The organism is Photobacterium sp. 1_MG-2023 (assembly GCF_030547945.1).
In the GTDB taxonomy this organism is placed as follows: domain Bacteria; phylum Pseudomonadota; class Gammaproteobacteria; order Enterobacterales; family Vibrionaceae; genus Photobacterium.
This window is the reverse complement of the sequence record NZ_JAUORR010000011.1, coordinates 75,536-97,720: the sequence shown is the minus strand read 5'-3', so window position 1 is coordinate 97,720 and position 22,185 is coordinate 75,536. Positions and strand designations below refer to the sequence as shown.

Below are 22,185 nucleotides of genomic sequence, written 5' to 3'. Positions count from 1 at the left end.
GACCGGATAGGTTAAAAAAGCGAATGATTTTGTAAGTGCTTTGTTACACATATAAATTGCAGCATGGATGAAAAATAAGCTATATAGCACTGATTACCTTGCTGCGGTTTTGCTTCAACGATGTAACGAAGCCGCAAAATCTGGAGCCTCAATCAAATATCTGAAAAGAATTGAGAGCACTCCAAGCATTGGCGCTTCAAAAGCATCACAAAACACAATAACAATGCTCTGACGTACGAATTGGTATGAGGAATCAAGGGATATGAAAACCATACTCATTGTGGACGATAATCAGGAACTTCGGGATGCACTCACCGAATATTTGGGTCGTTCGGAATTTAAAGTTCTCACTGCCTGTGACGGGGAAGAAATGTGGAAGCATTTGCATCACACAGAGCCACACCTGATTATTCTGGATATCATGCTGCCGGGCGATGACGGACTGACCTTATGCAGCCAGATCCGAAAACGCTCGAATGTGCCAATCATTATGCTGACCGCAGTCACCGATGAAGTCGACCGGATTGCCGGGCTTGAAATCGGCGCCGATGATTACATCACCAAAACCTTCAGTCCGAGAGAATTACTGGCCCGAATCAAGGCCCTGCTCCGACGCACACAAGTGTCGCAGGATGACCCGGTAGCCCCCCATCAGTTACGCTTTTCCGGCTGGACCTGTGATCTGCTCAAACGCCGCTTGATCAGTCCCGACGGCAAGGTGGTTCAGTTGTCCGGTGCAGATTTTAATCTGATTAGCCTGATGCTGGATAAACCCAATCAGTTGCTCAGCCGCGATGATATTGCCCGGTGTATCTGGGGGCGGGATGCCGATCCCTTTGAACGGGGCATTGATGTACAAATCAGCCGACTGAGAAAACATTTACATGATGATGAGCGCACCCTGATTCTGACCGTCAGAAATAAAGGGTACATGCTTGCCAGCGATGTTCTCTCCTGAAGCTGCGGGGCGATATGAGGTTGAGCAGCGTTCAGTCACTTTTTTCCTCGATTACTTTTCGCATCGGGGCAACACTGCTGATCGTGATTATTATTGCGGAACTGATTGCCGGTCTCATCTGGTATCAGTCCAATGCCAGCAAAGAAGTGGATAACCTGAAAAAAACCATGGAAAGTCTGATGTCGAATGCAGCGGATACCTACAACTATTTCCATGCGCTGCCCGTGAACTACCGATACCTGATCCTCAACCAGATTCGTGAAATGGGCGGGACACGATTTTTTATTTCGATTAACCAACGACTGCTGCCCACAACACCCCTGATTGAGAACAGCCGGACAGACATCCTGCTGTCAACCGCCAGCCAGATGCTCCACCAGAAAATCCGTAAAACAAACCAAATTCATGTTGCCCTGAGCAAGCGCCAGGATCTTCGGGTATTTAACTCCGGCATTAAACTGGATGCCCTGCCTGAAATCTGGGCCAGTTACAGCCTTGCTTTGGGCGATATGGATTTGCCCATTGTGGTCATGCAAGTACAGATGTCCGACAACGAATGGTTTTATCTGGCTGCAACACTGCCTGTCCCCTTTTCAACCTTGTCCCCTCAGTTCATTGATCAGAAGCAACTGATATTCCTGGGGATATCCTCCCTGTTACTCGTGTTGTGCACTGTTTGGCTGTTGCGCCAGGAAATCCGGCCAATTCGGCGACTGGCCAAAGCAGCGACGTTAATGGGCGGACAGCTCTATGTGGAAGAAGTCGAGGAAGAAGGCAGTCTTGAAGCGAAAGCTGCCGTGCGCGCATTTAATAAAATGAATCGCAGAGTCCGTTCCTATATCCGTGACCGGGAAATGCTGTTTGGTGCGATATCTCACGATCTGAAAACGCCCCTTGCCTGCCTGAAACTGCGGACGGAAATGCTGGACGATGAGCAGGCCAAAGCTCGGTTCGAGAAGATACTTGATGAATTTGATCTGATGCTCAAAGGTGCCCTGCAATGTATCCGGGATACCGATATCCATGAAGAACCGGAATGGATTGATATCACGCAAATGCTTGAACAATGCGCCAGTTACTACAATAGAAATGAGCATACAGTGACCTTTTCGGCCGACACGCCCATGTTGTATCTGGGTAAACCTCTCGCAATTAAACGCTGCCTCTACAACATTGTTGATAATGCAGTGAAATACGGAGAAAGAGTCGATATTTCAATGCAAAGTACTGAGATAGACATTCAGATCCAATTCCGTGACTACGGACCAGGACTGGATAAAAAGTGGGCCGAAAAAGTCTTCGAACCTTATTTTCGGGTCAACCCGCAAGATGAACTGGGCTCCGGGCTGGGCCTCACCATTTCCCGCAGTATTGCACGCAGCCACGGGGGTGATTTAACGCTGCATAATCATCCTGAGCAAGGCCTGGTTGTTGATATCCGACTAACGAGCGACACATGAAACCATTTTTTCTCTTTTGCCTGCTGATTTGTTTCTCTTCTGGCAAGGTCACAGCAAACAACAATGCACCAACTTCCGCTCCCAAAGAGATTGAATTTCTGCATTGGTGGACTTCAAAAGGTGAAGTTGCAGCCTTTAATCTGGTGAAAGATGCGCTGTTACAGGCTGGTGTCAGCCTCTTGGATCAACCGATCCCGGGTGGTGGCGGCGATACTGCGATGTCGATTCTTCAGGCTCGGGCAATTGCAGGTACCCCCCCGGATATTGTTCAGCTGGAAGGTCCTTCGATTCAATCCTGGGCAGCGCTTGGCTTTCTGCATGAACTGGAACAGGTCGCCAAAGATGAAAACTGGCATGACAACCTTCTGCCAGTCGCACAGCAGGTGAATCAGTATCAGCAACGCTATGTTGCGATTCCCATTGCCATCCACCGCCTGAACTGGATGTGGATCAACCAAAAAGTCCTGCGACAATACGGTCTTGCCGTGCCCGAAAGTTGGGATGCCCTCATTGATGTGTTCGAGCGCCTGAAAAAAAACGGCGTTGAACCGCTGGCACTTGGGAAAGATCAATGGCAGGTTGCTTTGTTATTTGAAAATCTGGCGTTTGGATATGGGGGCGCTGACTATTATCAGCGGGCATTTATCCAGATGGATCCTGCCGTCCTGAACAGCGACACCACGCACGAGATCCTCCATCGTTTCCGAGCGATCAGCCGTTTAGTCAAGCCAGGCATGTCGCACATGCGTTGGGATGAAGGCACACAGCTGTTAATTGAAGGCGAACGTGCGTTTCAGATTTCCGGGGACTGGGTGTTGGGCGATCTGCTGGCCAGCCATGCTAAAGTGCCCACGGATATTGCCTGCTACCCTGCTCCTTCCAGACACCCGGGGTTTATTTACAATATGGACAGTTTCGCACTGTTTAACAGCCCGCGAACGGATGAAATGACCGCGGCAGTTGTCAGCAAAACCCTGTCTTCCCCTGAATTTCTGAAGACCTTCAACCGAGTCAAAGGAGCACTGCCTGCCAGAAGTGATATCAAACTGAATGGCTTCAACAGTTGTTCAATTAATGCCAAGAAAGATATGGAAACCGCTGCGAAGACCGGGCAAATGATCCCCAGTATTGTGGACTCCATGGCGGTCAGCCCGATTGCTCAGCAAGCCACATCCAGTGAGATTTACCGATATTTCAATGATGAGACCATGAAGCCCGACGATTTTATTCTGCACCTGCAGAATATCCCGCGCGGAGAATAAAAAACAAAGGGGGATAAAAGCCACAATGAATCGGTTCATCCCCTTTTTATGCTTGTCACCATCGGACTTTCAACAGCACGGCAGGTTCAAAAAATAAACGGATGAGTCCGGTTTTCTTTTTTGACCGCCAACACACTGTAAGTATGCCAGCGCTTCTGTTTCCCCAGCACCGTTGACCCCATTTCATTTCGCTCAGACAATTCAATGATTTCAAAATCATGAAAAAGCGCCTGAATTTCATCTCGGGTAAACGCATTGATGACCTGATGATGCCCTGTCGCCCAGTCGTCCTCAACACCCATGAAATCCCCGGCAAATACTCCCCGGCTCACCAGACAATCAGTCATATGTGCCCAGGTATCCTGAAACACATCAGGCAAGGAAAAATACAAACTGTTACTGGCATACACAATGCCAGCCGCCGGGTAATCAAAGTGCTCAAAGCTGCTTTGCATCAACTCGACCTGCGAGTTCTCTGAAAAGCGCTGTCTGCACAGTGCAATCGCATCCGCGTTGATATCAAAACCATGTACCCGATAACCAAGATTGCTGAAAAATTGAATATCACTGCCTGTCCCGCAGCCGCAATCCACCACGATCTCCACACCACTTTGGTTTATTTCGAAGGCTCTCTCTGCTAATTGGTTGTGATTACGCCCCAACGCTCGCTCATAATACCGACGCCAGAGTTCTTCGCGATTATCCATGAATTTCTGTGATCTCCCTGTCTAGCCATTTGCACTTCATTTCAATTTACTGAGCAGCCATCACCCGTTGACATGCGTCGAAAAATGAAATTTTCATATCTGTCAATTATTCAGTATTTAAAGTGCAACAACAAGCATATTATTTCAAAAATATGACTCTTTGGTTCCAGTTGTTTACTCCTTCATCACCAGAGAGCAGCCTGCCCGGTAATCACATCAATATCCGTCTTCCAATCGTGTTTGTTTTGATACTTTCATGCTACATTGGCCGCCAGTGAATGAGAGAAGGCAACGTTTTTTACATGATTACGGAATGGTTCAACGCACATCAAATTGATGTTCAGCGATTGATTGATTTAGGCGAAGCCCTCGGCCTGATTGCCGCAATTTCTATTGTGATTCATCTGGTGCTGCATCGTGGGGTCATTCTGTGGCTCAACCGTTTTACCGGCCATAGTGAAACACGCTGGCATCAGGTAGTTTTCGGAAAAAAACTGTTCAGCCGCTTCGCACTTTTGATTCAGGGGATTGTCATTGCCATTCAGGCACAGCTCTGGCTTTCTGACGACAGCGCCGTTTACGAAATTCTTCAGACATTCACCTCGTTATGGATTGTACTCTACAGCCTGCTGACCCTGTATGCTGTACTGGGTGTGATTGAAGTGTTACTCGGACGGACCCAGGCTGGCCGGAATATGCCTTTACGCGGTATTTCCCAGAGCCTGAAAATAATCTTCTTTGTGGTCGCAGTGCTGCTGAGCACTTCGATTCTGATTGGTAAATCACCGGTGATTCTGCTGAGTGGTCTGGGAGCCATGACCGCAGTTATCATGCTGGTGTTTAAAGACCCCATTCTGGGTTTAGTTGCCGGAATCCAGCTCTCTGCAAATAAGATGCTGAGTGTCGGCGACTGGCTGGAGATGCCAAAATACGGTGCTGATGGCGATGTGATTGATATCAGCCTGACCACAGTGAAAGTTCAGAACTGGGATAAAACCATCACCACAATTCCCACTTATGCGCTGATATCTGACTCCTTCAAAAACTGGAAAGGCATGCAACAATCCGGCGGGCGCAGAATTAAACGCAGCCTGCTGATTGATGCAACCAGCGTCAGTTTTCTGTCCGAATCCGATATTCATTACTTGCAAAAAGCGAAGCTGCTTGAGCCTTACATGAAGGATAAAGTGGAAGAAATCAGCCAGTACAATGCCCAGAGTCATACAGATTTAGCCTGCCGGATCAATGGCCGTCGCCTGACAAATCTGGGGAGCTTCCGGGCTTATCTGGAGCGATACCTGCGTCATCACCCAAACATCCACCAGCAAATGACATTGATGGTACGCCAGTTACCCCCAACACATGACGGGATAGCGCTCGAACTCTATTGTTTCACCAATACAACCATCTGGGTGGAATATGAACGGATTCAGTCTGATATTTTTGACCATCTGTTTGCCGTGTTGCCAGAATTTGGCTTACGGGTGTCGCAAGCCCCGACCGGACACGACTTCCGTGAATGGCGATCCGCAGCTCAGTCACAAGTTCAAAAACCGGGAGCGGTTGCCAATGAATACAAGCCATCCGGGCTCATGAATATCAACTAACTGAAGAGATACGCCGTTCCGCCAGTTGATCAGACAGCCACATCTTGAATGTGGCTGTTTTGTTTGGGTTGTGACCTCAGCATGGTCCGAGCCCATTAACCAATCCAGCGTTCGCATTTCCGGCAAACTTTCTCCAGCAGAACAGCCCCAACAACAGGCAAACAATAATACATGCCATTCAATACAATGCTGTAGACATGCTTATCATTCAGACCTGCCAGTAAAAACCATTGCATCTGACGCTCAAGGCCAAGATATGCCACAACGAGGACAGACAACACTGGCACATGCTTCAACTGTAACCTGAGCGCCAGTGCAATGGACACCATCAACGCCGCAATTGTCGTCGTACTATGCGTTACACGCCCTACAGCCATTTGAAAAACGAGGGCCAGAACAATCATCATGCCAAGATAGATGATCGACTTCTTCAAGCCCGCTTTGATCCCATTCATGTTGCTCCAAAGTTTTCTCACCAAAGATCCATCAATAGATGGCGCTCTGTTCAGCCGATTTCTTAAATACGTTATATCAAACTGGGACAGGCACATGTTCAAATGAGTTTTATCTAACCGGGACAGGCACAGTAAGTCATCTTCTGTCTGTTAGATAGAGAGATAGAGGGACAGACACCGCAAGCCCCTCTTACGAGATATAGGGACAGGCACATTAAGCCCTCCACTTGTGATTCCGGGAATCACCATTTAGCAGGGAACCCGCATGATTTTTTATAGAGAACCAGATCATGATAAATTGACTGGCCTCAACTTTTTCAAACAATATTCACGGAGAATATAATGAATAAGCATTTTTTTATTATTTTCATCGTTATTTTCATCAGCCCCTCTCAAACGTTTGCTTCAAATGGCGCATGGTTGTTTGCACACAGAGCCAATAGCCCTGAAGCAGTGAATCACGCCATTGACGACCATTTAAATGCGATAGAAGTGGATATATCGCTTGCCAAAAACATCCCCGCTCATCGCCGCTGTACGCGAGATTTATGGTGCGCTTATCACCGGGGAGATACGACAGCTTATAACTTATCGGATGTTCTCGAGACAGCCCTTACAGGGACAGGCGTTTCTGGGATAAACAACAGCCAGATTGGTGCTGTCTGGCTGGACGTAAAAACCGGCCATGCAACCCATGCAGATTATCAGGCGCTGACTCACATTGTGTTTGATACATTAGGTACCGGTGACAATACCGTCCGGAAATACTGGGGGGTCTGGCCAGCCAGTCAGTTAAATACGACTTATACGCAAGTTGTCAGAAATGAAATCGTTCAAAGAAACCTGCAAAAGGAAAGCACATTTATTATTGAAGCAGACAGCAACCAGGATACCAATCTCGCGGCTCAGCAATGTCAATCTTGGGGGCTGCAATGCGGGTTATCTGCCGGGAATCCATTTCTGGGCGATCTCGGGACTCACACCGGTCCTTCCTGGGATATGAATAATCTGAATTATCTCAGCGGTGATATTTCTCACAAGTCACATATCAATTCGATCTTCTTATGGACCTTTAACTGGAACGGCCTTTATGAAGACGACATGATCCGGTTGCTTTTCGGTCACAGAAGTCACTGGGAATATCTGGCCGGATTTAACTGGCAATGCGGGCAAGAAGGCAATGGTATCATCCTTGGCGCGATTAATTCCGTCTACCCTGCTAATTTTTGTACCGAAGCCGATGGCAATGATGCCTGCTCCATCGCTACGGAAGCAATCTTCGCGGGTCCTCTCACTCTGGGAGACCGTTATACCGATTTGAGTCAACCCAGAAATCAGTATGCAAGCTCAAATCCCCTGACATGTAACGCCTACTACCCGACGGATTAATCCACTCCCTCAGACCACTAACGGGACAGACCCACTTCCTTTTCTGTGACTGTCCCGCTAAAAACCTTCAGCGAAAGCGAATAATGATGTCTGTCCCCAGAAGTTATGGTGTCCGAAAATGACCGGCATTGAAACATGAAGACGTTCGCGAGAATCGCGCCTCACTGAGCAATTCATCGGCAAGCGGACGAATGTGCGACGCCATGGAAAAAGCTGACTTCGCCAGTTGTTGCCAGAAGTCGGCTGGGCATTCCTGTGCCCCATTATTCACCAGTCCTAACAGCGTAAAATACTGATGCTGCTCAGACTCTGAGAATACATTACCCAAATAGAGGTCTTTACCTTGATCAGACAAATACCGATATCGCATCCCCAGCCAGATACTCGGTGGAATATCCTGCTCAGCATGTAACCGCTCACACACCAGACCCATACACAATTTGGTCAGTTCCGGCGACTGACGCAGCGGCAAACCTTCAATCTGTTCAAGATTCAAGTCCAACAGCACCGCTTTTTGTACCAGCTTTAGAAAAGTACATTCATTTAAGAATTTCACAGGGTAAGCATTTTTCAGTGCCAGCGCCGAGAAAAGGTTGAGATTCGAGGTATTCACAGTCTCCACCGCAATGGGATTCAACTCATGATTTTCTGCCAGCCAGTCTAAAGCCCGAACCGTGACAATCTTTTCACTGTCATCAAACTGGCGGTAAATTGAAAGCATTAATTCCGGCCAGTTCACGGCAGGGACAATGCTTCTGAGCGTCAGTAACAAGAGTAACCGAGCAGCCTGATCCACTTGCCAGTGCGTCCCTTCCGGCTGATATCTGAGTGCTTCTTCACCCAATTTACGCTGTGCCATCGCACTGGTGAGCAACAGCGTATTCACTGCCAGCTCGAGCGTGCGGCAATCCAGGATTTTGTCTCTGCCAACCTGAAGCCAGGTACGAGATGCCGGATCCAGCATGACATTTAATTCACTTTGTAAGGCGTCAGGAGAAAAATGGCTGAGTGGCGTATCAAAACGTCGGGAATACATAATTACTCTCTCACTGTCTGGTGACCTGCATCCGGCTGTGACCCTTCATGCTGGCTGGCAGCAAGAGCCACGACAAAGAATCACGCCGCAGAGGCTGACCTACCATCGACGATTCAGTCGCGAAGATTTCCATAAGGAATATTTAATATTGTTTGAGTTGAATATAGCTGTCCCTTCAAAGAATAAAGGCTGATCTCTGACTTGGGCCTGATAGAAAGGTTTATTTTGTGATTTCTTTCGTTTCTCATAATGTAAATGACAGGAATATCACTTGCATTTCAGTGAGCGAGATTCAGTTTCAGCTCAAAACGTCCATTAGGATCAAGCCCGCCGCAACCTTACTCAGATTCCAGCAAGCCACTTCCACAGCTCACATCCAGATTCCCTCATATACGATGCTGTTGTTTTGTGAACCAATATCTTAGTTTCATATTCAACCTAATGCATTTTTATTGCTTGTTGGTATAACGCGTTTCTTTACTCCACGCAAATCAACAGGTTGCTTATATGAACAATTTACAATCCGGTTTCAGACACTCAGCGCTGGCACTGCTTGTTGCAGCTGGTCTCTATGCGAACAATGCATCCGCAGCGCCTGCCTGCGAAATTGAAGCTTTACTGGCTTCTCCAACCCCTGTCACGGACATTGAGCAGGCAGACCTGGATTGTCGGAATGCATGGTTTTCAGCGCCACCAGAAACACTGAATACCCTGTTCAGTGAGAACAGCCTGTTGAATATTCAACAGCAGTTAATGCTTCAGATCCAAGGGTATCAGGGTGAAGCGGAGCAAGCTGCTGTGATTGAAAATCTGGGCGAATTTGTTCGGGCCGCCTATTACGTGCGATATCCGAATAAAGCACAGTACGGGGATTTTTCCGACGCACTGGATATCGCACTTGCCGGGACAATCAACGCGTTTCTGGCCTCCCCTTACGCTGCGCAAAGCGGCAGAGAACAAGTCGCAGCTCTGAAAAGCATGACAGTGATGGTCGACAATATCCGCCAGCTGCCGCTGACCATGGCAAATCAGCTGCAGCTGATGCATCAGTTCACACCGGAAACAGCGCAGGATCTTCAATTCGTTGACGCACTCAATAATTTGTTCCGCGCCATGAGCGGCCACATCAGCCTGGATGCTTTTTATGATGATCTGGCCCAACACCCGGAATATCTGACGCAGTTACATCAATTCGTTTTGGATAACGAATGGGCGCTCGGCACTGAAGCTGAATTCATTGTGACCAATGCCGCACGAGAAATGGGCCGACTGTTAGTCACACCGCACCAAAGCACTCGTCAGCAGGTGTTGTCGATCCTTGAATCTCTGCTGCAGCGTTATCCGCTGGGTGGGAAGAGCAACAAGATGTGGGTTGGCATTGCAGAAATGATCAACTACTTTGCCCCCGACAAAGCAGAATCACTCGGCGTGAAAGACGCAAAGGCAAAGCTTGAAGCCATTGTGATGCCCTTCCGATACAACTGCGAAGGTCCGGCGATCGTTCGTGCGCAACACATGACACAGGCTCAGGCAGCTGACGTCTGCGCTATCCTTGCCGACAAAGAAGCAGATTTTCATCAGGTTGTGAATTCTGGTTATCAGCCGGTGACAGACGACCTGAATGATACGGTTGAAGTTGTTGTTTTTGATAACAATGCAGATTACGTCAGTTATTCCAATTTCCTATTTGGCAATACCACCAACAACGGCGGTCAGTATCTGGAAGGCAATCCGGCAGACCCGCAAAACCAGGCCAGATTCGTGGCATACCGCAATGAATATGCCGAAGGTTACAGCATTTTGAACCTGGAACATGAGTATGTGCATTATCTGGATGGCCGCTTCAATTTGTACGGCGATTTCAATGATGTTCTGAGTCCGGGTCACACGGTGTGGTGGCTGGAAGGATTTGCGGAGTATATGCACTACAAACAAGGTTACACTGCCGCTGTCGAACTGGCCCGGGAGCAGACTTACTCTCTGTCTGAAGTCTTGTCGACAACATATGATCACGATCTGAACAGAATTTACCGCTGGGGCTATCTGGCCGTGCGTTTCCTGATGGAAAACCATCCTGACGAAGTTAATACTCTGCTGTCTGCTGGCCGTCAGGGGGATTACACCCAATGGACCCAAACGGCCAAAACACTGGGAAATACATACGGGGTTGCGTTCAATCAATGGCTGCTGACCGTTGAATCCACGCAAGAACCGGGTGAACCTGCGCCAGATCCGCAGCCAACGCCAGATAAGGCAACGCCATTGAGCCTGAACTCCCCGGTCACGCTGGCAGGCGAAGCCTACAGTGAGCACCTGTACTACGTTGATATTCCGGCAAAAACACGTGAATTTTCTATGCGAATTACCGGAGACGGAGATGCCGATCTCTACGCCAGCTTTGGCCGTGTCGCCCATTACTACGACTTCGACTTTACCGCTTTCGCGCCGGGCAGCGACGAAATCCTTGACTTCACACCGCAAGCGGATGGATTCATTAAACCGGGTCGCTATTACCTGAGCGTGACTGGCCGGGAAGCATTCAGCCAAGTGTCCCTGACGGCATCTGCAGAGGTGGCTGCCGACAATCCAACGCCTCCGGGAACACAACCCGCTGATGATCTGACGCCCATTGTGCTGACTGCGGATCAGCCGCAAACAATACAAGTTTCAGCGCAGCGTTATCTGGCGATTCACGTGCCAAATGCCGGACAGTCCGTGCGTGTCTGGGTGACACCGACATCCGATAACCAGCCTGGAAATACCAATTTGTATGCAGCTCAGGCACACTGGCCAACGGAGACACAATACGACGCGGCCTCCACTTACGCGGGCCATCAGGAGTTTATCGAAATGAAATCCGAGCAATCCGGTTATATCCATTTCCTGTTAAACAATACCGGTGAATCGGCAAACGTTGAGATTTATGCCACGGTCTATTAATTGATGGCGTAAAGCTGCTGGCTTCAGTCTCGGTCGCCAGGCAGCCTCCCGAATGGCGCAGTTCGTCTCATTCCCCCTGATCGTTCTGCGCCTTTTTTTGTCAGACACTGCCTTCGGTTTCAATCACCAAAATTCGCGCCTCACCTTTCGGATGTGCGACATGCTCCGTGCCCACCGCAGCATAAAAGATATCCCCGACACCCAAGCTCACAGACCGCGCCACACCGGCTTCTCGGTAAAACATTTCCACTTCGCCATCGAGCACAACAAAGACTTCCTCACCATCGTTGATATGCCATTTGTAAGGTTGATCCGTCCAATGCAAGCGGGTCGTGATCCCTTTCATATTGGCAATGTCCATCGCTCCCCACGCCCGCTGGGCGGTAAATTCCTGACTGCGAATCACTTTCATCCTAAATCCTTTCTGTTTCAATGTTGTGGTATCTGGTCGCGACCAGATGCAAAAGCTGCCAGCGCCTCATCCGAAAAGCGGTAATATTCTTTCTCTGCAACTTGCGAGGCGCCAATGGACTGATAAAAGCGCCCGGCCCCAGGGTTTGTGCGCTCTGCGGTCCAGTCCAGACGGCGACACCCCTTCGTGAAAGCATCCTTTGCCAGATACCGCATCAATGCCTGTCCCACTTTCTGACCCCGTGCGCTGGCCGCAACGAATAAATCCTTCATGAACATCTGGCCGGACAACTTAGGGGACGGATACAGGATGCTGTAAGTCGCAAACCCGACAATCACGCCGCCTGTATAAGCCGCAACAACACGGACGCCTGAATGTTCTGCAAAAAGTGAGTCGGTCAGATAGGCTTCAATTTCCGACTGAGAGGCTGCCTGATCTGCAAAATAATACGCCTCTAACTCAAGAAAAATATCCACCAGCCGGGCACGCTCTGCGCGTGTCACCGGCTCAATATCAATCATTTTTCCCTGAGCAATACCAGGCTGGCACTGCATCAGTATTTCTTGTTCTGTTTCACCGACGTTGTCAAAACCAAGCCGCTCATACAAATGCCTTGCCGGATTAATTTTCAGTACGCTCAGCGCGAGATGGTCACCTTTTACAGATGCTCGCGCAATCAACTGACCAATCAGGGTGCGGCCTATCTGACGATTTTGATACTGAGGTAAGATTTGAATTTGATGCAGAGACCACAGCCGTTGCTCATACGAATAACTGACTTTCAGCAGTCCCGCATTCTGACCATCGACTTCAATCACCTGTGCATGTTCAAACTGATACAAAATCCGCTCCAGCGAAGCTTCTCTGTCACTCGGTACACCCGCCTGTTCCAGATAAGTCTTCATCGTCAGATCGCGCAGAGTGAATAAAAAAGCTAGATCTGCCAGAGTGGCTGGCCGGAGAGAAACCTGTTGTGTTTCCGTATTGGTTGTCATTGTTCCATCCTGAATACTGTGTCTTTCCTGACAAACGCAAGCCTATCATAAAGTTAGAGCGCATTATTGGATAGCTCATTTCTGATGCAAACCTTGTTCTGATTTTTCGAACAAGATGAAAGATAAATCGATATGGATTGTGATTTAAATCACATTTAATCTCTACACCATCAATACGATTCATCCTTTCCACATCACACGTTTATTTTGGAGTAAGCATGATGAAAACATTCCTACCTGCGCTGGTACTGAGTACACTGACTCTTTCCGCATCCGCTTTTGCTGAACTCACTGTTGATGTATCTCCACAAAGAGGTGGTGCCTGGGTTCAGGTTCAAAAAGACGGCGTGCCACAGGCCAATGTTGATGTGACTGTCCCAAGTCAGAAATCACACTACACCACGGTTCAAAACGGCAGAGCTTTTGTCTACAGCCATCGTGAAGCAGCACATACCCTGACCATCAATATTTCCGAAGAAGGGGGCCAGTCGTTTGCGGTACAGCGTCTGATTCCTTCCAGCCGCTGATTTAAAATTCACTCCGGGGTGCCGACTGGCACCCTGAAATACCCCACTCGCACATTACTCATGATCTTCCATACTGAAAGCATTCAAGGCTTTCAAATAAGGTGGTTTTCATGAGCAATACTTTCAAAGACGCAGAGCAACCCTGTAATTCCAGTGGAGCCTGCGGTGCAATCATTCAGATCCTGACCCCGAAAGAAAAAGATCTGGGTGGATTTTCAGTACGTCGCTTATTACCGACTATTCAACAAAAAATGGTCGGTCCCTGGATCTTCTTTGATCACATGGGACCAGCACACTTCCCGGCCGGTGAAGGCATCAACGTCCGTCCCCATCCCCACATCGGTATTGCCACTGTCACCTATTTGTTTGACGGGGAGATTCTTCACCGTGACTCCTTAGGGCATCTGCAGCCTATCAAACCCGGCGATATCAATCTGATGATCTCTGGCCGTGGCATCGTCCATTCAGAGCGTGAACGCTATGACGTGACCGCAAAAGCACATACCTTGCACGGCCTTCAACTCTGGCTGGCTCTGCCCGTTCAGGATGAGGAATGCGAACCGGCGTTTCATCATTATCCGTCAGATACCATTCCTGCACTTCAGGTTAAAGGTGTACCCGTGCGTGTGATGATGGGCACAGCCTATGGTGTGACCGCACCAGTCAAAACATTTGCGGACACTTTATATGTGGAAGCAGAACTTCAACCCGGCCAACGTCTGACACTCCCCATGGCCGATGAACGGGCGCTATACATAGCTCAAGGCCAGGTCAGCGCAAAAGACTCCGTCCTGCCTGAACACAGCATGGCCATTTTTTCTCCACAGGAAGGCATTGAAATTGAAGCAGCAGAACCTTCCCGAATCGCCATCATCGGAGGCGAAAACATCGGCCCACGCTTCATCGAATGGAACTTCGTCTCCAGCCGGAAAGAGCGGATTGAGCAAGCCAAAGAAGATTGGCGCAATCAGCAATTTCCGGTTGTACCCGGTGATGAAACGGAGTTTATTCCGCTGCCTGAGTGAGCCTTTTCGTATCGGGACAGGCGCACTTATTGCCGCGCTCAATGACTGGGACCGCTCAATGACTGGGACAGTCACTCTATGCCGTCTTATCGTCTTTTTGGGTGCCTTATTGGGACAGGCATTTCAGAGTCATCACTAAACTGTCAGCTATCGCAATGTCAATGAAATTTAAACGACTCAATTACATCTGTTTGAGAATTAAAGCTATTTTTCGACAACTCATGTTTCGCAGAGAGCGCAAGCCGGATACTGTGTATTTATCCAGCAAAAGTGAGTGAAATTCATGACCAGAGCAAGAAACCAGCAAATCTGTCTTGATGCAACTGAGTATTATCACTGTGTGTCACGTTGCGTCCGAAGTGCATTTCTTTGTGGTGTTGATAAAGAAACTGGGGTCAGCTATGAGCACCGTCGAGGGTGGGTCGAAGAAAGATTATTTGCTCTGACTCAAGTCTTTTGCATCGATATTTGTGCCTATGCCATTATGAGTAATCATTACCACCTTGTTCTTCATGTCAACAGACAACAAGCTTCAGCATTATCTGATCTTGAGGTCATCGACCGATGGATAACCTTTCATCTCCCGCCAGTCTTGATTCAGAAGTACTTACGTGGAGAAATTCATTCTACGGCTGAAAGAGCCGCAGCACTCAAAATCATCAATCTATGGCGTGAACGACTCTATTCCATCAGTTGGATGATGAAATTACTTAATCAATTTATCGCGACTGAAGCAAACAAAGAGGATGCCTGTACCGGACATTTCTGGGAAGGCCGGTTCAAAAGTCAGGCATTACTCGATGACAAAGCACTCATTGCCGCGATGGCTTACGTCGACCTGAATCCTGTTCGTGCGGGCATTTCAGACACACCTGAATCGTCTGATTTCACATCCATTCAGTCCAGAATCAATGCCGTTGAAGGGAAAAATGAAACACCAAAACTCTATCCATTGATCGGGGATAAACAAGCACAAAACGGGATTCCCATTCGGCTCGTCGATTACATTCAACTGGTTGATTGGACTGGCCGTCGGTTCCGGGAACAGAAACAAGGACAAATTCATCCAAATCAGCCACCCATTCTGGAGCGGCTGGCATTATGCTCTGATACCTGGATACACGCAGTACTCCATCTCAGTCATGCATCACTTGCGGGCGAAGCATCCACGATAAAACGAAACCTTCATCTTTTCGGCAGGCAAAGAATGACTGGTTATAGGTTTTCACAACCGAGGTAGCGCATCCCAAACAGGATGATCTGTCCCCAGATGAAGTCGCAGGAAATCAATCAGCACCCTGACTTTCGCAGGTAAATGTTTCCGTTCCGGAAACATCGCATAAATCGCGTGTACAGGTAAGACATAATTTGTCATGACAGGCACTAACTTCCCGGCAGCCAAATCCGGACCCACAATAAAGGTTGGCATCTGGCAGATACCTGTCCCGTGCAGCAAAGCTTCACGCAGCGCTTCACTGTTATTGACGCGATAATTTCCCTGAGGCAGGACACTTTCTATCCCTGCGGGCCCTTCAAATCGCCATTCAGCACCACCACGAAAAAAGCTGTAATACAGACAATTATGGTGACGCAAATCTGCCGGAGATTGAGGCATACCATGCTGAGCAATGTATTCAGGAGAAGCACACAATACGCTACGGCATGGGGCGATCTTGCGGGCGATCAAACTTGATTCCGGAATATGACCAATTCGAATGGCCAGGTCAAAACCGCCGTCAACCATATCGACCATGGCATCATCCATTGACAAATCGAGCCGGATTTCTGGGTACGCTTTCAAAAATTCAGGAATTAACGGAGCAACATGTAGCCGCCCAAACGTCATGGGGACAGTCACTTTTAACTGTCCGCTGGGTTGATTTTGTTGCTGAGTGAGCCTGTCCTCCCCCTCTTGCGCTTTCATGACAGCAGCTTGAGCACATGCGTAATATTGCTCCCCTGCTTCTGTCAGGCGCAAACTGCGAGTCGTGCGATGCAGTAATCGGGTCCCGAGAGACAATTCCAATTGAGCAATACGCTTACTCACAGCAGATTTTGTAATCCCCAGATGTTGTGCAGCAGCGGAAAAACTGCCCTGCTCCACAACACAAACAAACACAGGGATTGCACTAAAAGTGTCTAAACGAAGCATATTATGTAGCATTACTCAACAAAAAATCACCCTAAACAAGGATTATAAACCTGAAGAATACAGTAAGTACATCAATGAAAATTACTGAACAGTGTACATTAATGTACGCACGCATCTTCTCTTCTAGCCGTCTCTGCCGGGGGCCTGCTAACCCTAATGATTCTTCTGAACAGCCAACTAGGCCAATACAGTTCACCGCTCACTGCATCCTGGATAGCGCATGGTGTCGGCGCAGGTTTCGCGGGGGTTGTCTTACTCTGCAAATATTCGCAGCGTCGTGCCTCTGTACCCAACAACACAGTCAACACCCCGATTTGGGCCTATCTGGGTGGGGCTCCCGGAGCATTCACAGTGGTACTTGCTGCAATCACCGTGAATAGTCCGCTTGGAATCGCTGGCTCACTTTCGCTCATGCTCATGGGACAGACACTGTTTGGATTAATTTGCGATACGCGCGGTTGGATGGGAACTCCCCAACGGTGCCTGTCCTTAAAAGATATTATGCCTGTCCTGTGTATTCGGGTGGCAGTTTGTTGATTATCTTCTCGCCTGAATGATTTCCCATGTTCACCTGAAAGGAAAATTACATGGCACTCTTTATCATCCTTGCGCTGTTGAACGGCGTCTGTATTGGCCTGAGCAGGGTCATCAATGGTCGGCTCAGTGTGAGCCTTAACGCGATGAAAGCCTCATGCTGGAATCATCTGATTGGCTTCATTTTTCTGAGCATTCTGCTGTTCATCGTTAACATTAATCAAGAAGCTTTTTACTTGCCGCAAAAGGCTCCCTTAATCGCGTTTGCCGATGGGATCATAGGCGTATTATTTGTCGCCCTGAACAGTCTGGTTTTCCCGAAATTAGGGGCCACACGCACCACTCTTTTGGTGGTCAGCGGGCAGATGATGGTTGGCGTCATGCTGACTCTTTCGGGACAGACACTAATCAAGATGCTCTGCAACCTTGCAGGTGTAGCACTCATTCTACTGGGCATCTTTCTCAACAAAACCCAGCAGGATAAGCCATAAAAGCAACAGAGAAACTGCGTCTGTCCCCATAGGTTCACAGTGCCTGTCCCCCTAAAAATCCATCGGCGCAGGCTTAACATCGGCTTTTCGCTGCCCGGTCAGGGTTGCCAACAACATCCCAATCAGGACAGTCGCCATCCCCGCAAGCTGTATGGCTTCTGGTGTCTGTCCCAAGAAGATGGCAATCAGCAGCGTGCAAACCGGCACTAAATTAAATGCCAGACTGGTTTTCTGAGGCCCAAGCAACTGGTTCCCCTGCAGCCAGCTGAAATAAGCGATCACAGTGCCAGCCACAGCCATATACACAATCAGTAAAGTGGCTCGACTATCTAACTGAGCTGCTTGCGTCCACACATTTTCCTGACTCATTGCAAACAGGGTGATCAATAAAGCGCCAGACGTGATCGTCCAACGCGTCAACTGCACTGCTGGAACATCTGGCACCCATTTCTTAGCCAGCACCGTAAACAGACAGCCAGAAAGGCATGAAAGCATAATAAACCCATCGCCTGGCGACACCGTGATCTGCGTGATATTCCCTTGCGTCACAACTAGAAAGATGCCCAAAAAGCCAGTCAGTAATCCAACTATCTGCATTTTTCGGATCGGGCTTCCAAGCAACAAGCGGGACAAAATTAAACCCACCGCCGGGGAGCTCCCCATAATCAAAGCACCATTAAGTGCACTGGTCATCGTCAGGCCGACAAACATCGCAGCATTAAAAGTAAAGACACCAATGCTTCCCAATATCACCAGCTTGATTTGTTGGTTCAGCGTTAATTGCAAGGTCTGATTTCTCTGAAATAGCCTGAGACACAACAAAATTCCCGCCGCCAGCAAAAACCGGAATGTCGCAGCGCTGAGGGGCTCTGGCCCGCCGTTTAGAGCTGTAATCGCATGAAAGTTGCTTCCCCAAAGAAAAACAGCAGAAAAAACCAAAGGCCAGGCCATTGAGTATCGTTGCATGAGAAAAAATCCAAAATCGAATCAAGAGGCGCCAAGACTATCGATATCATTTATGATAGAAAATAGTGATCATTAAGAAGTTCAATTTCATTTATGAGATCAAATTATTCCCTGGATGATATGCGGTTATTTGTGAAAGCAGCCGCCTGTACAAATCTGACTCAGGCTGCAGAGATCACAGGGGTTCCGCTTGCAACCTTAAGCCGACGCATCAAACATCTCGAAGATCAGCTTCAATGCCGGCTGCTCAATCGCAGTGCACATTTTTTCTCCCTCACGCCGGAAGGAGAGACCTACTACATGCTATGTCATCCGCTCATTCAAGAGCTGGAACAGGCACAAATCCAGACCAGTTCCGACAGACAGCAGCTCACCGGCACCATTCGTATCACCGCCCCGGTGAATCTGGCGCAAGTCTGGCTGAAAGAGTGCTTTTTCGACTTTATGAAGTACTACCCTGGTGTCCAATTGGATATCGAAGTGAGTAATCAGATTGAGAATCTGGTGATGAAGGATTTTGATATCGCTTTTCGGGTCGGTGAATTGCAGGATAGTGACTGGATTGCGAGAAGGATGTGGCAGGCAACCTTTGTGCTCTGTGCTTCCCGCCAGTATCTGGCTCAGCATAAGGTCATAGAGCACCCAAGCCAGTTAGCCGAGCACCAGCTAATCGCCTCAGGCAATGCTCAGCGCTGGGCGATGAAACAACAAAACAGCGGCGAGCAATTCCAGCAGCCCATGACGCGGTCTTGCTTGCGTGTGAATGACATCCATATCGCACGGGATGCTGCGGCAGCAGGATTGGGGATCACCTGGATACCTGCCTATTACTTCGAAGCAGACGGTCTGTTACAACATGATCTTATCCGGTTGTTGCCAGACTGGGCTGGCGAAAACAAAACAATCTGGATGATGTACCGTGACCGGATACGCCAGTCCGCCAGACTGAAAGCCTTCATTGAGCACGTCGAGAACTGGTCACTTCCACTCACTTACAACACATTGAAGCTCAATTAAAAAATCACGGATTTATCGCCCCTCAGCGAGGGGCGTTCAGGTTTATTCTTTTTCTTTCTGTTCAAATTCTTTACTGGCTTTCTGCCAGGCATGACTCAGATTGTCATAAGCGTCAGAGAATCCTGATTTCACATGTTCCCAGGCTCCCGCAGAACTGCTTTTCATACTTCCGTACCACTCAGCCAGTTCCACCCGCTGCTCCTGAAGCGACTTCAGCGTTTTTCTCGATTTTTCACGCGCCGCCTGGTCCATGTTGTCCCAGTTTTTTTCAATATTATTTTGCAGTTCGTCGATATTTTTATCCAAACTGTCCAGCCCCTCTTGAGTTGCTTTGACCGCCTCATCTTTCTGATCTGCTGAATATTTCTTCAGGGATTCCAGCAGTTCCTGTGTGTCCTGGCTCACTTGCTCTGCTGAGGTCGCCGCGTCTTCTTTTTCATGATGGGCGCCACTCACAGAAAGGGGCGTCAAGCCAAGCACAGAAAACAAGGTAAAAACAAGGGTATAACGTTGAATCATACGAACTTTCATAGTTCCTCCAAGTCTGGATTGATCATGAAGCATCCACATCTAAATATGGCTGACATTCAATCAAACTGTGTTCATAAAATGTCAACAATGTCCCTGACTGGCGAATCAGTGCGGATGTTCCATACTTGATACCAATGTCTTCAACAATGAAAAACAAATAGTTATGGAAGAAAATAACACAACCTTACTGAATTTGCGCACCATTGAGCCGTCAGACTACAAACAACTTGCCGCCCTGGAGGATCTGGTATTTCCGGATGTCGGCGGTGCCTGGCCCAAGTCAACCATCATGGGATTAATCAACAATTTCCCGGATGGCCAGATTTGTATCGAAGACAAAGGAAAAATCATCGCAGCGGCCCTGACCATTCAAGTGAGCTATAACCGGTACTCTCTGAATCATACCTATCTGGATATCGTGGACAGCAATCAGGTGGCCTGCCACAACCCGCATGGAGATGCACTGTATGGTCTGGACGTCTTTGTTCATCCGGACTACCGCGGCTTGCGACTGGGCAGACGCCTCTATGAAGCGCGAAAGGAGCTGTGCCGGGCGAATAATCTGAAGGCGATTCTGGCAGGCGGGCGCATTCCCGGCTATCACAAGTATGCGTCCGAGATGCCCGTCTCCGAGTATATTGCCAAGGTGAAACGTCGGGAGATTCACGATCCGATTCTTTCATTTCAACTGTCGAATGATTTCGACGTCAAACGCCTGATGAACCGATATCTGCCTGAAGACGCAAAATCGAAAGGCTATGCCACCCTGCTCGAATGGGACAATATCTTTTATGAAGAAGATTTGTCCGTGCATCAAACCGAAAAAACGCTGATCCGCCTGGGGATTATCCAATGGCACATGCGCCGCGTCGTTTCGGTAGAAGATTTGATGAATCAGGCTGAATTCTTTGTTTCTTCGCTCTCGAAATATCAGTCTGACTTTGCGTTATTCCCGGAATTTTTTAATGCGCCGCTCATGGGACTGGCGCGCGACAAAGACTCAGTGGAAGCCATCCGCTACTTGAGTCAGTTTACGGATGAAATCCGTCATCGTTTTTCGCAACTGGCCGTAACCTATAACATCAATATCATTGCGGGCAGCATGCCTTACCTGAAAGACGACAAGCTCTACAATGTGTCTTACCTGCTCCACCGCGATGGCGACATTGACGAGCAGTACAAAATTCACATTACGCCCCACGAAGTCCGGGACTGGGTGATCGACGGCGGCGATAAGGTCAAAGTATTCGAAACCGATGCCGGCCGAATTGGGATCCTGATTTGTTACGATGTTGAATTCCCGGAATTAGCCCGGTTACTGGCCGACGAAGGAGTTCAGATTCTGTTTGTTCCTTTCTGGACGGATACCAAAAACGGCTATCTGCGCGTGCGCATCTGTGCCCAAGCCCGTGCGATCGAAAACGAATGCTACGTCGCCCTGGGAGGCAGTGTGGGTAATTTACCCCGGGTTGATAATGTCGACATTCAATATGCCCAGTCGGCAGTTTTTTCACCCTCAGACGTTTATTTTCCGCATGACGCCATTATTACGGAAGCCAATGCCAACACAGAGATGATCATTTTTGCGGATGTGGATTTATCAAAACTGAAACTGTTGCATAACCAGGGCTCAGTCACTAATCTAAAGCATCGTCGACTTGACCTTTACAAAATGAAGCCTAAAAAGCCTAAGAAAAAGAAACATTAACCCCTTTGCAAAG

At 48.5% G+C, this 22,185-nt stretch carries 20 protein-coding genes and 2 pseudogenes; 13 read left to right on the top strand and 9 right to left on the bottom strand.

The window, feature by feature from the left end; all coding sequences use genetic code 11:
• Positions 1–262: 262 nt before the first annotated feature.
• Genes Q4579_RS11785 through Q4579_RS11775 form a run of 3 tightly spaced genes read left to right on the top strand, consistent with a single transcriptional unit; the run spans position 263 to position 3,680 of the window.
• Entirely contained in the window at positions 263–958 is a 696-nt protein-coding gene (locus tag Q4579_RS11785; RefSeq protein ID WP_303564371.1) for a response regulator transcription factor, read from the top strand.
• 14 nt (positions 959–972) lie between these two features.
• Positions 973–2,418: an ATP-binding protein gene (locus Q4579_RS11780; protein ID WP_303564369.1), complete on the top strand. Its 1,446-nt coding sequence runs from the start codon at positions 973–975 to the stop codon at positions 2,416–2,418.
• Positions 2,415–3,680: an ABC transporter substrate-binding protein gene (locus Q4579_RS11775; protein ID WP_303564367.1), complete on the top strand. Its 1,266-nt coding sequence runs from the start codon at positions 2,415–2,417 to the stop codon at positions 3,678–3,680. The genes Q4579_RS11780 and Q4579_RS11775 overlap by 4 nt, the downstream gene beginning before the upstream one ends.
• A gap of 86 nt (positions 3,681–3,766) precedes the next feature.
• Here Q4579_RS11775 and Q4579_RS11770 read toward each other — a convergent pair whose 3' ends face one another.
• Positions 3,767–4,387 (bottom strand): class I SAM-dependent methyltransferase, encoded by a 621-nt coding sequence (locus Q4579_RS11770; RefSeq protein WP_303564366.1) that lies wholly within the window; start codon positions 4,385–4,387, stop codon positions 3,767–3,769.
• 302 nt (positions 4,388–4,689) lie between these two features.
• On the opposite strand from Q4579_RS11770, the gene Q4579_RS11765 reads away from it, so the two are divergent.
• Entirely contained in the window at positions 4,690–5,994 is a 1,305-nt protein-coding gene (locus Q4579_RS11765; protein ID WP_303564364.1) for a mechanosensitive ion channel family protein, read from the top strand.
• Between the two features lie 95 nt (positions 5,995–6,089).
• Here the strand turns inward: Q4579_RS11765 and Q4579_RS11760 are convergent, their stop codons facing one another.
• Entirely contained in the window at positions 6,090–6,449 is a 360-nt protein-coding gene (locus tag Q4579_RS11760; protein WP_303564362.1) for a hypothetical protein, read from the bottom strand.
• A 342-nt stretch (positions 6,450–6,791) separates the two neighbouring features.
• Here Q4579_RS11760 and Q4579_RS11755 point away from each other — a divergent pair, with 342 nt between their 5' ends.
• Complete coding sequence (locus Q4579_RS11755; RefSeq protein WP_303564360.1) at positions 6,792–7,838, top strand: hypothetical protein; 1,047 nt, start codon at positions 6,792–6,794, stop codon at positions 7,836–7,838.
• A 103-nt stretch (positions 7,839–7,941) separates the two neighbouring features.
• Here Q4579_RS11755 and Q4579_RS11750 read toward each other — a convergent pair whose 3' ends face one another.
• Entirely contained in the window at positions 7,942–8,874 is a 933-nt protein-coding gene (locus Q4579_RS11750) for an EboA domain-containing protein (protein ID WP_303564359.1), read from the bottom strand.
• Between the two features lie 507 nt (positions 8,875–9,381).
• Between Q4579_RS11750 and Q4579_RS11745 the strand changes: the two genes are divergently transcribed.
• A complete protein-coding gene (locus Q4579_RS11745) occupies positions 9,382–11,814 on the top strand; it encodes a M9 family metallopeptidase (RefSeq protein WP_303564357.1) in 2,433 nt (810 codons plus the stop codon).
• A 100-nt stretch (positions 11,815–11,914) separates the two neighbouring features.
• On the opposite strand, the gene Q4579_RS11740 is transcribed toward Q4579_RS11745, so the two are convergent.
• The 3 genes and pseudogenes from Q4579_RS11740 to Q4579_RS11730 form a co-directional block, all read right to left on the bottom strand.
• On the bottom strand, positions 11,915–12,226 hold the full coding sequence (locus Q4579_RS11740; RefSeq protein ID WP_303564354.1) for a cupin: 312 nt from the start codon (positions 12,224–12,226) through the stop codon (positions 11,915–11,917).
• Between the two features lie 17 nt (positions 12,227–12,243).
• On the bottom strand, positions 12,244–12,747 hold the full coding sequence (locus Q4579_RS11735) for a GNAT family N-acetyltransferase (protein WP_303564481.1): 504 nt from the start codon (positions 12,745–12,747) through the stop codon (positions 12,244–12,246).
• Positions 12,748–12,798: 51 nt separating this feature from the next.
• Positions 12,799–13,131 (bottom strand): annotated as a pseudogene (locus Q4579_RS11730) (GNAT family N-acetyltransferase); the annotation flags it as partial.
• A 308-nt stretch (positions 13,132–13,439) separates the two neighbouring features.
• On the opposite strand from Q4579_RS11730, the gene Q4579_RS11725 reads away from it, so the two are divergent.
• The 3 genes from Q4579_RS11725 to Q4579_RS11715 all read left to right on the top strand — a co-directional run bounded on the left by Q4579_RS11725 (position 13,440) and on the right by Q4579_RS11715 (position 16,013).
• The gene (locus Q4579_RS11725; RefSeq protein WP_303564352.1) at positions 13,440–13,748 is read left to right on the top strand and encodes a hypothetical protein; all 309 of its coding nucleotides are present in this window, start codon (positions 13,440–13,442) and stop codon (positions 13,746–13,748) included.
• 110 nt (positions 13,749–13,858) lie between these two features.
• Entirely contained in the window at positions 13,859–14,773 is a 915-nt protein-coding gene (locus tag Q4579_RS11720) for a pirin family protein (protein ID WP_303564350.1), read from the top strand.
• 283 nt (positions 14,774–15,056) lie between these two features.
• Entirely contained in the window at positions 15,057–16,013 is a 957-nt protein-coding gene (locus Q4579_RS11715) for a transposase (RefSeq protein ID WP_303564480.1), read from the top strand.
• Here the strand turns inward: Q4579_RS11715 and Q4579_RS11710 are convergent.
• Positions 15,999–16,925 (bottom strand): LysR family transcriptional regulator, encoded by a 927-nt coding sequence (locus Q4579_RS11710; RefSeq protein WP_303564349.1) that lies wholly within the window; start codon positions 16,923–16,925, stop codon positions 15,999–16,001. The genes Q4579_RS11715 and Q4579_RS11710 overlap by 15 nt on opposite strands.
• A 132-nt stretch (positions 16,926–17,057) precedes the next feature.
• Between Q4579_RS11710 and Q4579_RS11705 the strand changes: the two are divergent.
• Both Q4579_RS11705 and Q4579_RS11700 read left to right on the top strand, forming a co-directional pair.
• Positions 17,058–17,462, top strand: a pseudogene (locus Q4579_RS11705) (DMT family transporter); the annotation flags it as partial.
• A gap of 50 nt (positions 17,463–17,512) precedes the next feature.
• A complete protein-coding gene (locus Q4579_RS11700; protein WP_303564347.1) occupies positions 17,513–17,950 on the top strand; it encodes a DMT family transporter in 438 nt (145 codons plus the stop codon).
• 51 nt (positions 17,951–18,001) lie between these two features.
• Here Q4579_RS11700 and Q4579_RS11695 read toward each other — a convergent pair whose 3' ends face one another.
• Entirely contained in the window at positions 18,002–18,901 is a 900-nt protein-coding gene (locus Q4579_RS11695; RefSeq protein WP_303564476.1) for a DMT family transporter, read from the bottom strand.
• A 135-nt stretch (positions 18,902–19,036) separates the two neighbouring features.
• On the opposite strand from Q4579_RS11695, the gene Q4579_RS11690 reads away from it, so the two are divergent.
• The gene (locus tag Q4579_RS11690) at positions 19,037–19,933 is read left to right on the top strand and encodes a LysR family transcriptional regulator (RefSeq protein ID WP_303564345.1); all 897 of its coding nucleotides are present in this window, start codon (positions 19,037–19,039) and stop codon (positions 19,931–19,933) included.
• Positions 19,934–19,975: 42 nt separating this feature from the next.
• On the opposite strand, the gene Q4579_RS11685 is transcribed toward Q4579_RS11690, so the two are convergent.
• Complete coding sequence (locus Q4579_RS11685; RefSeq protein ID WP_303564342.1) at positions 19,976–20,464, bottom strand: hypothetical protein; 489 nt, start codon at positions 20,462–20,464, stop codon at positions 19,976–19,978.
• A gap of 163 nt (positions 20,465–20,627) precedes the next feature.
• Between Q4579_RS11685 and Q4579_RS11680 the strand changes: the two genes are divergently transcribed.
• Entirely contained in the window at positions 20,628–22,172 is a 1,545-nt protein-coding gene (locus tag Q4579_RS11680; protein WP_303564341.1) for a bifunctional GNAT family N-acetyltransferase/carbon-nitrogen hydrolase family protein, read from the top strand.
• The last annotated feature ends 13 nt before the right edge of the window (positions 22,173–22,185 follow it).

Excerpts from the sequence above, each read along its gene's own strand:
- Q4579_RS11755 (WP_303564360.1), top strand. The coding sequence starts at position 6,792 with ATGAATAAGCATTTTTTTATTATTTTCATCGTTATTTTCATCAGCCCC.
- Q4579_RS11750 (WP_303564359.1), bottom strand. The coding sequence starts at position 8,874 with ATGTATTCCCGACGTTTTGATACGCCACTCAGCCATTTTTCTCCTGAC.
- Q4579_RS11720 (WP_303564350.1), top strand. The coding sequence starts at position 13,859 with ATGAGCAATACTTTCAAAGACGCAGAGCAACCCTGTAATTCCAGTGGA.
- Q4579_RS11785 (WP_303564371.1), top strand. The coding sequence starts at position 263 with ATGAAAACCATACTCATTGTGGACGATAATCAGGAACTTCGGGATGCA.
- Q4579_RS11745 (WP_303564357.1), top strand. The coding sequence starts at position 9,382 with ATGAACAATTTACAATCCGGTTTCAGACACTCAGCGCTGGCACTGCTT.
- Q4579_RS11685 (WP_303564342.1), bottom strand. The coding sequence starts at position 20,464 with ATGAAAGTTCGTATGATTCAACGTTATACCCTTGTTTTTACCTTGTTT.
- Q4579_RS11740 (WP_303564354.1), bottom strand. The coding sequence starts at position 12,226 with ATGAAAGTGATTCGCAGTCAGGAATTTACCGCCCAGCGGGCGTGGGGA.
- Q4579_RS11775 (WP_303564367.1), top strand. The coding sequence starts at position 2,415 with ATGAAACCATTTTTTCTCTTTTGCCTGCTGATTTGTTTCTCTTCTGGC.
- Q4579_RS11765 (WP_303564364.1), top strand. The coding sequence starts at position 4,690 with ATGATTACGGAATGGTTCAACGCACATCAAATTGATGTTCAGCGATTG.
- Q4579_RS11700 (WP_303564347.1), top strand. The coding sequence starts at position 17,513 with ATGGCACTCTTTATCATCCTTGCGCTGTTGAACGGCGTCTGTATTGGC.
- Q4579_RS11710 (WP_303564349.1), bottom strand. The coding sequence starts at position 16,925 with ATGCTTCGTTTAGACACTTTTAGTGCAATCCCTGTGTTTGTTTGTGTT.
- Q4579_RS11780 (WP_303564369.1), top strand. The coding sequence starts at position 973 with ATGAGGTTGAGCAGCGTTCAGTCACTTTTTTCCTCGATTACTTTTCGC.
- Q4579_RS11690 (WP_303564345.1), top strand. The coding sequence starts at position 19,037 with ATGCGGTTATTTGTGAAAGCAGCCGCCTGTACAAATCTGACTCAGGCT.
- Q4579_RS11770 (WP_303564366.1), bottom strand. The coding sequence starts at position 4,387 with ATGGATAATCGCGAAGAACTCTGGCGTCGGTATTATGAGCGAGCGTTG.
- Q4579_RS11715 (WP_303564480.1), top strand. The coding sequence starts at position 15,057 with ATGACCAGAGCAAGAAACCAGCAAATCTGTCTTGATGCAACTGAGTAT.
- Q4579_RS11695 (WP_303564476.1), bottom strand. The coding sequence starts at position 18,901 with ATGGCCTGGCCTTTGGTTTTTTCTGCTGTTTTTCTTTGGGGAAGCAAC.
- Q4579_RS11760 (WP_303564362.1), bottom strand. The coding sequence starts at position 6,449 with ATGAATGGGATCAAAGCGGGCTTGAAGAAGTCGATCATCTATCTTGGC.
- Q4579_RS11735 (WP_303564481.1), bottom strand. The coding sequence starts at position 12,747 with ATGATTGATATTGAGCCGGTGACACGCGCAGAGCGTGCCCGGCTGGTG.
- Q4579_RS11680 (WP_303564341.1), top strand. The coding sequence starts at position 20,628 with ATGGAAGAAAATAACACAACCTTACTGAATTTGCGCACCATTGAGCCG.
- Q4579_RS11725 (WP_303564352.1), top strand. The coding sequence starts at position 13,440 with ATGATGAAAACATTCCTACCTGCGCTGGTACTGAGTACACTGACTCTT.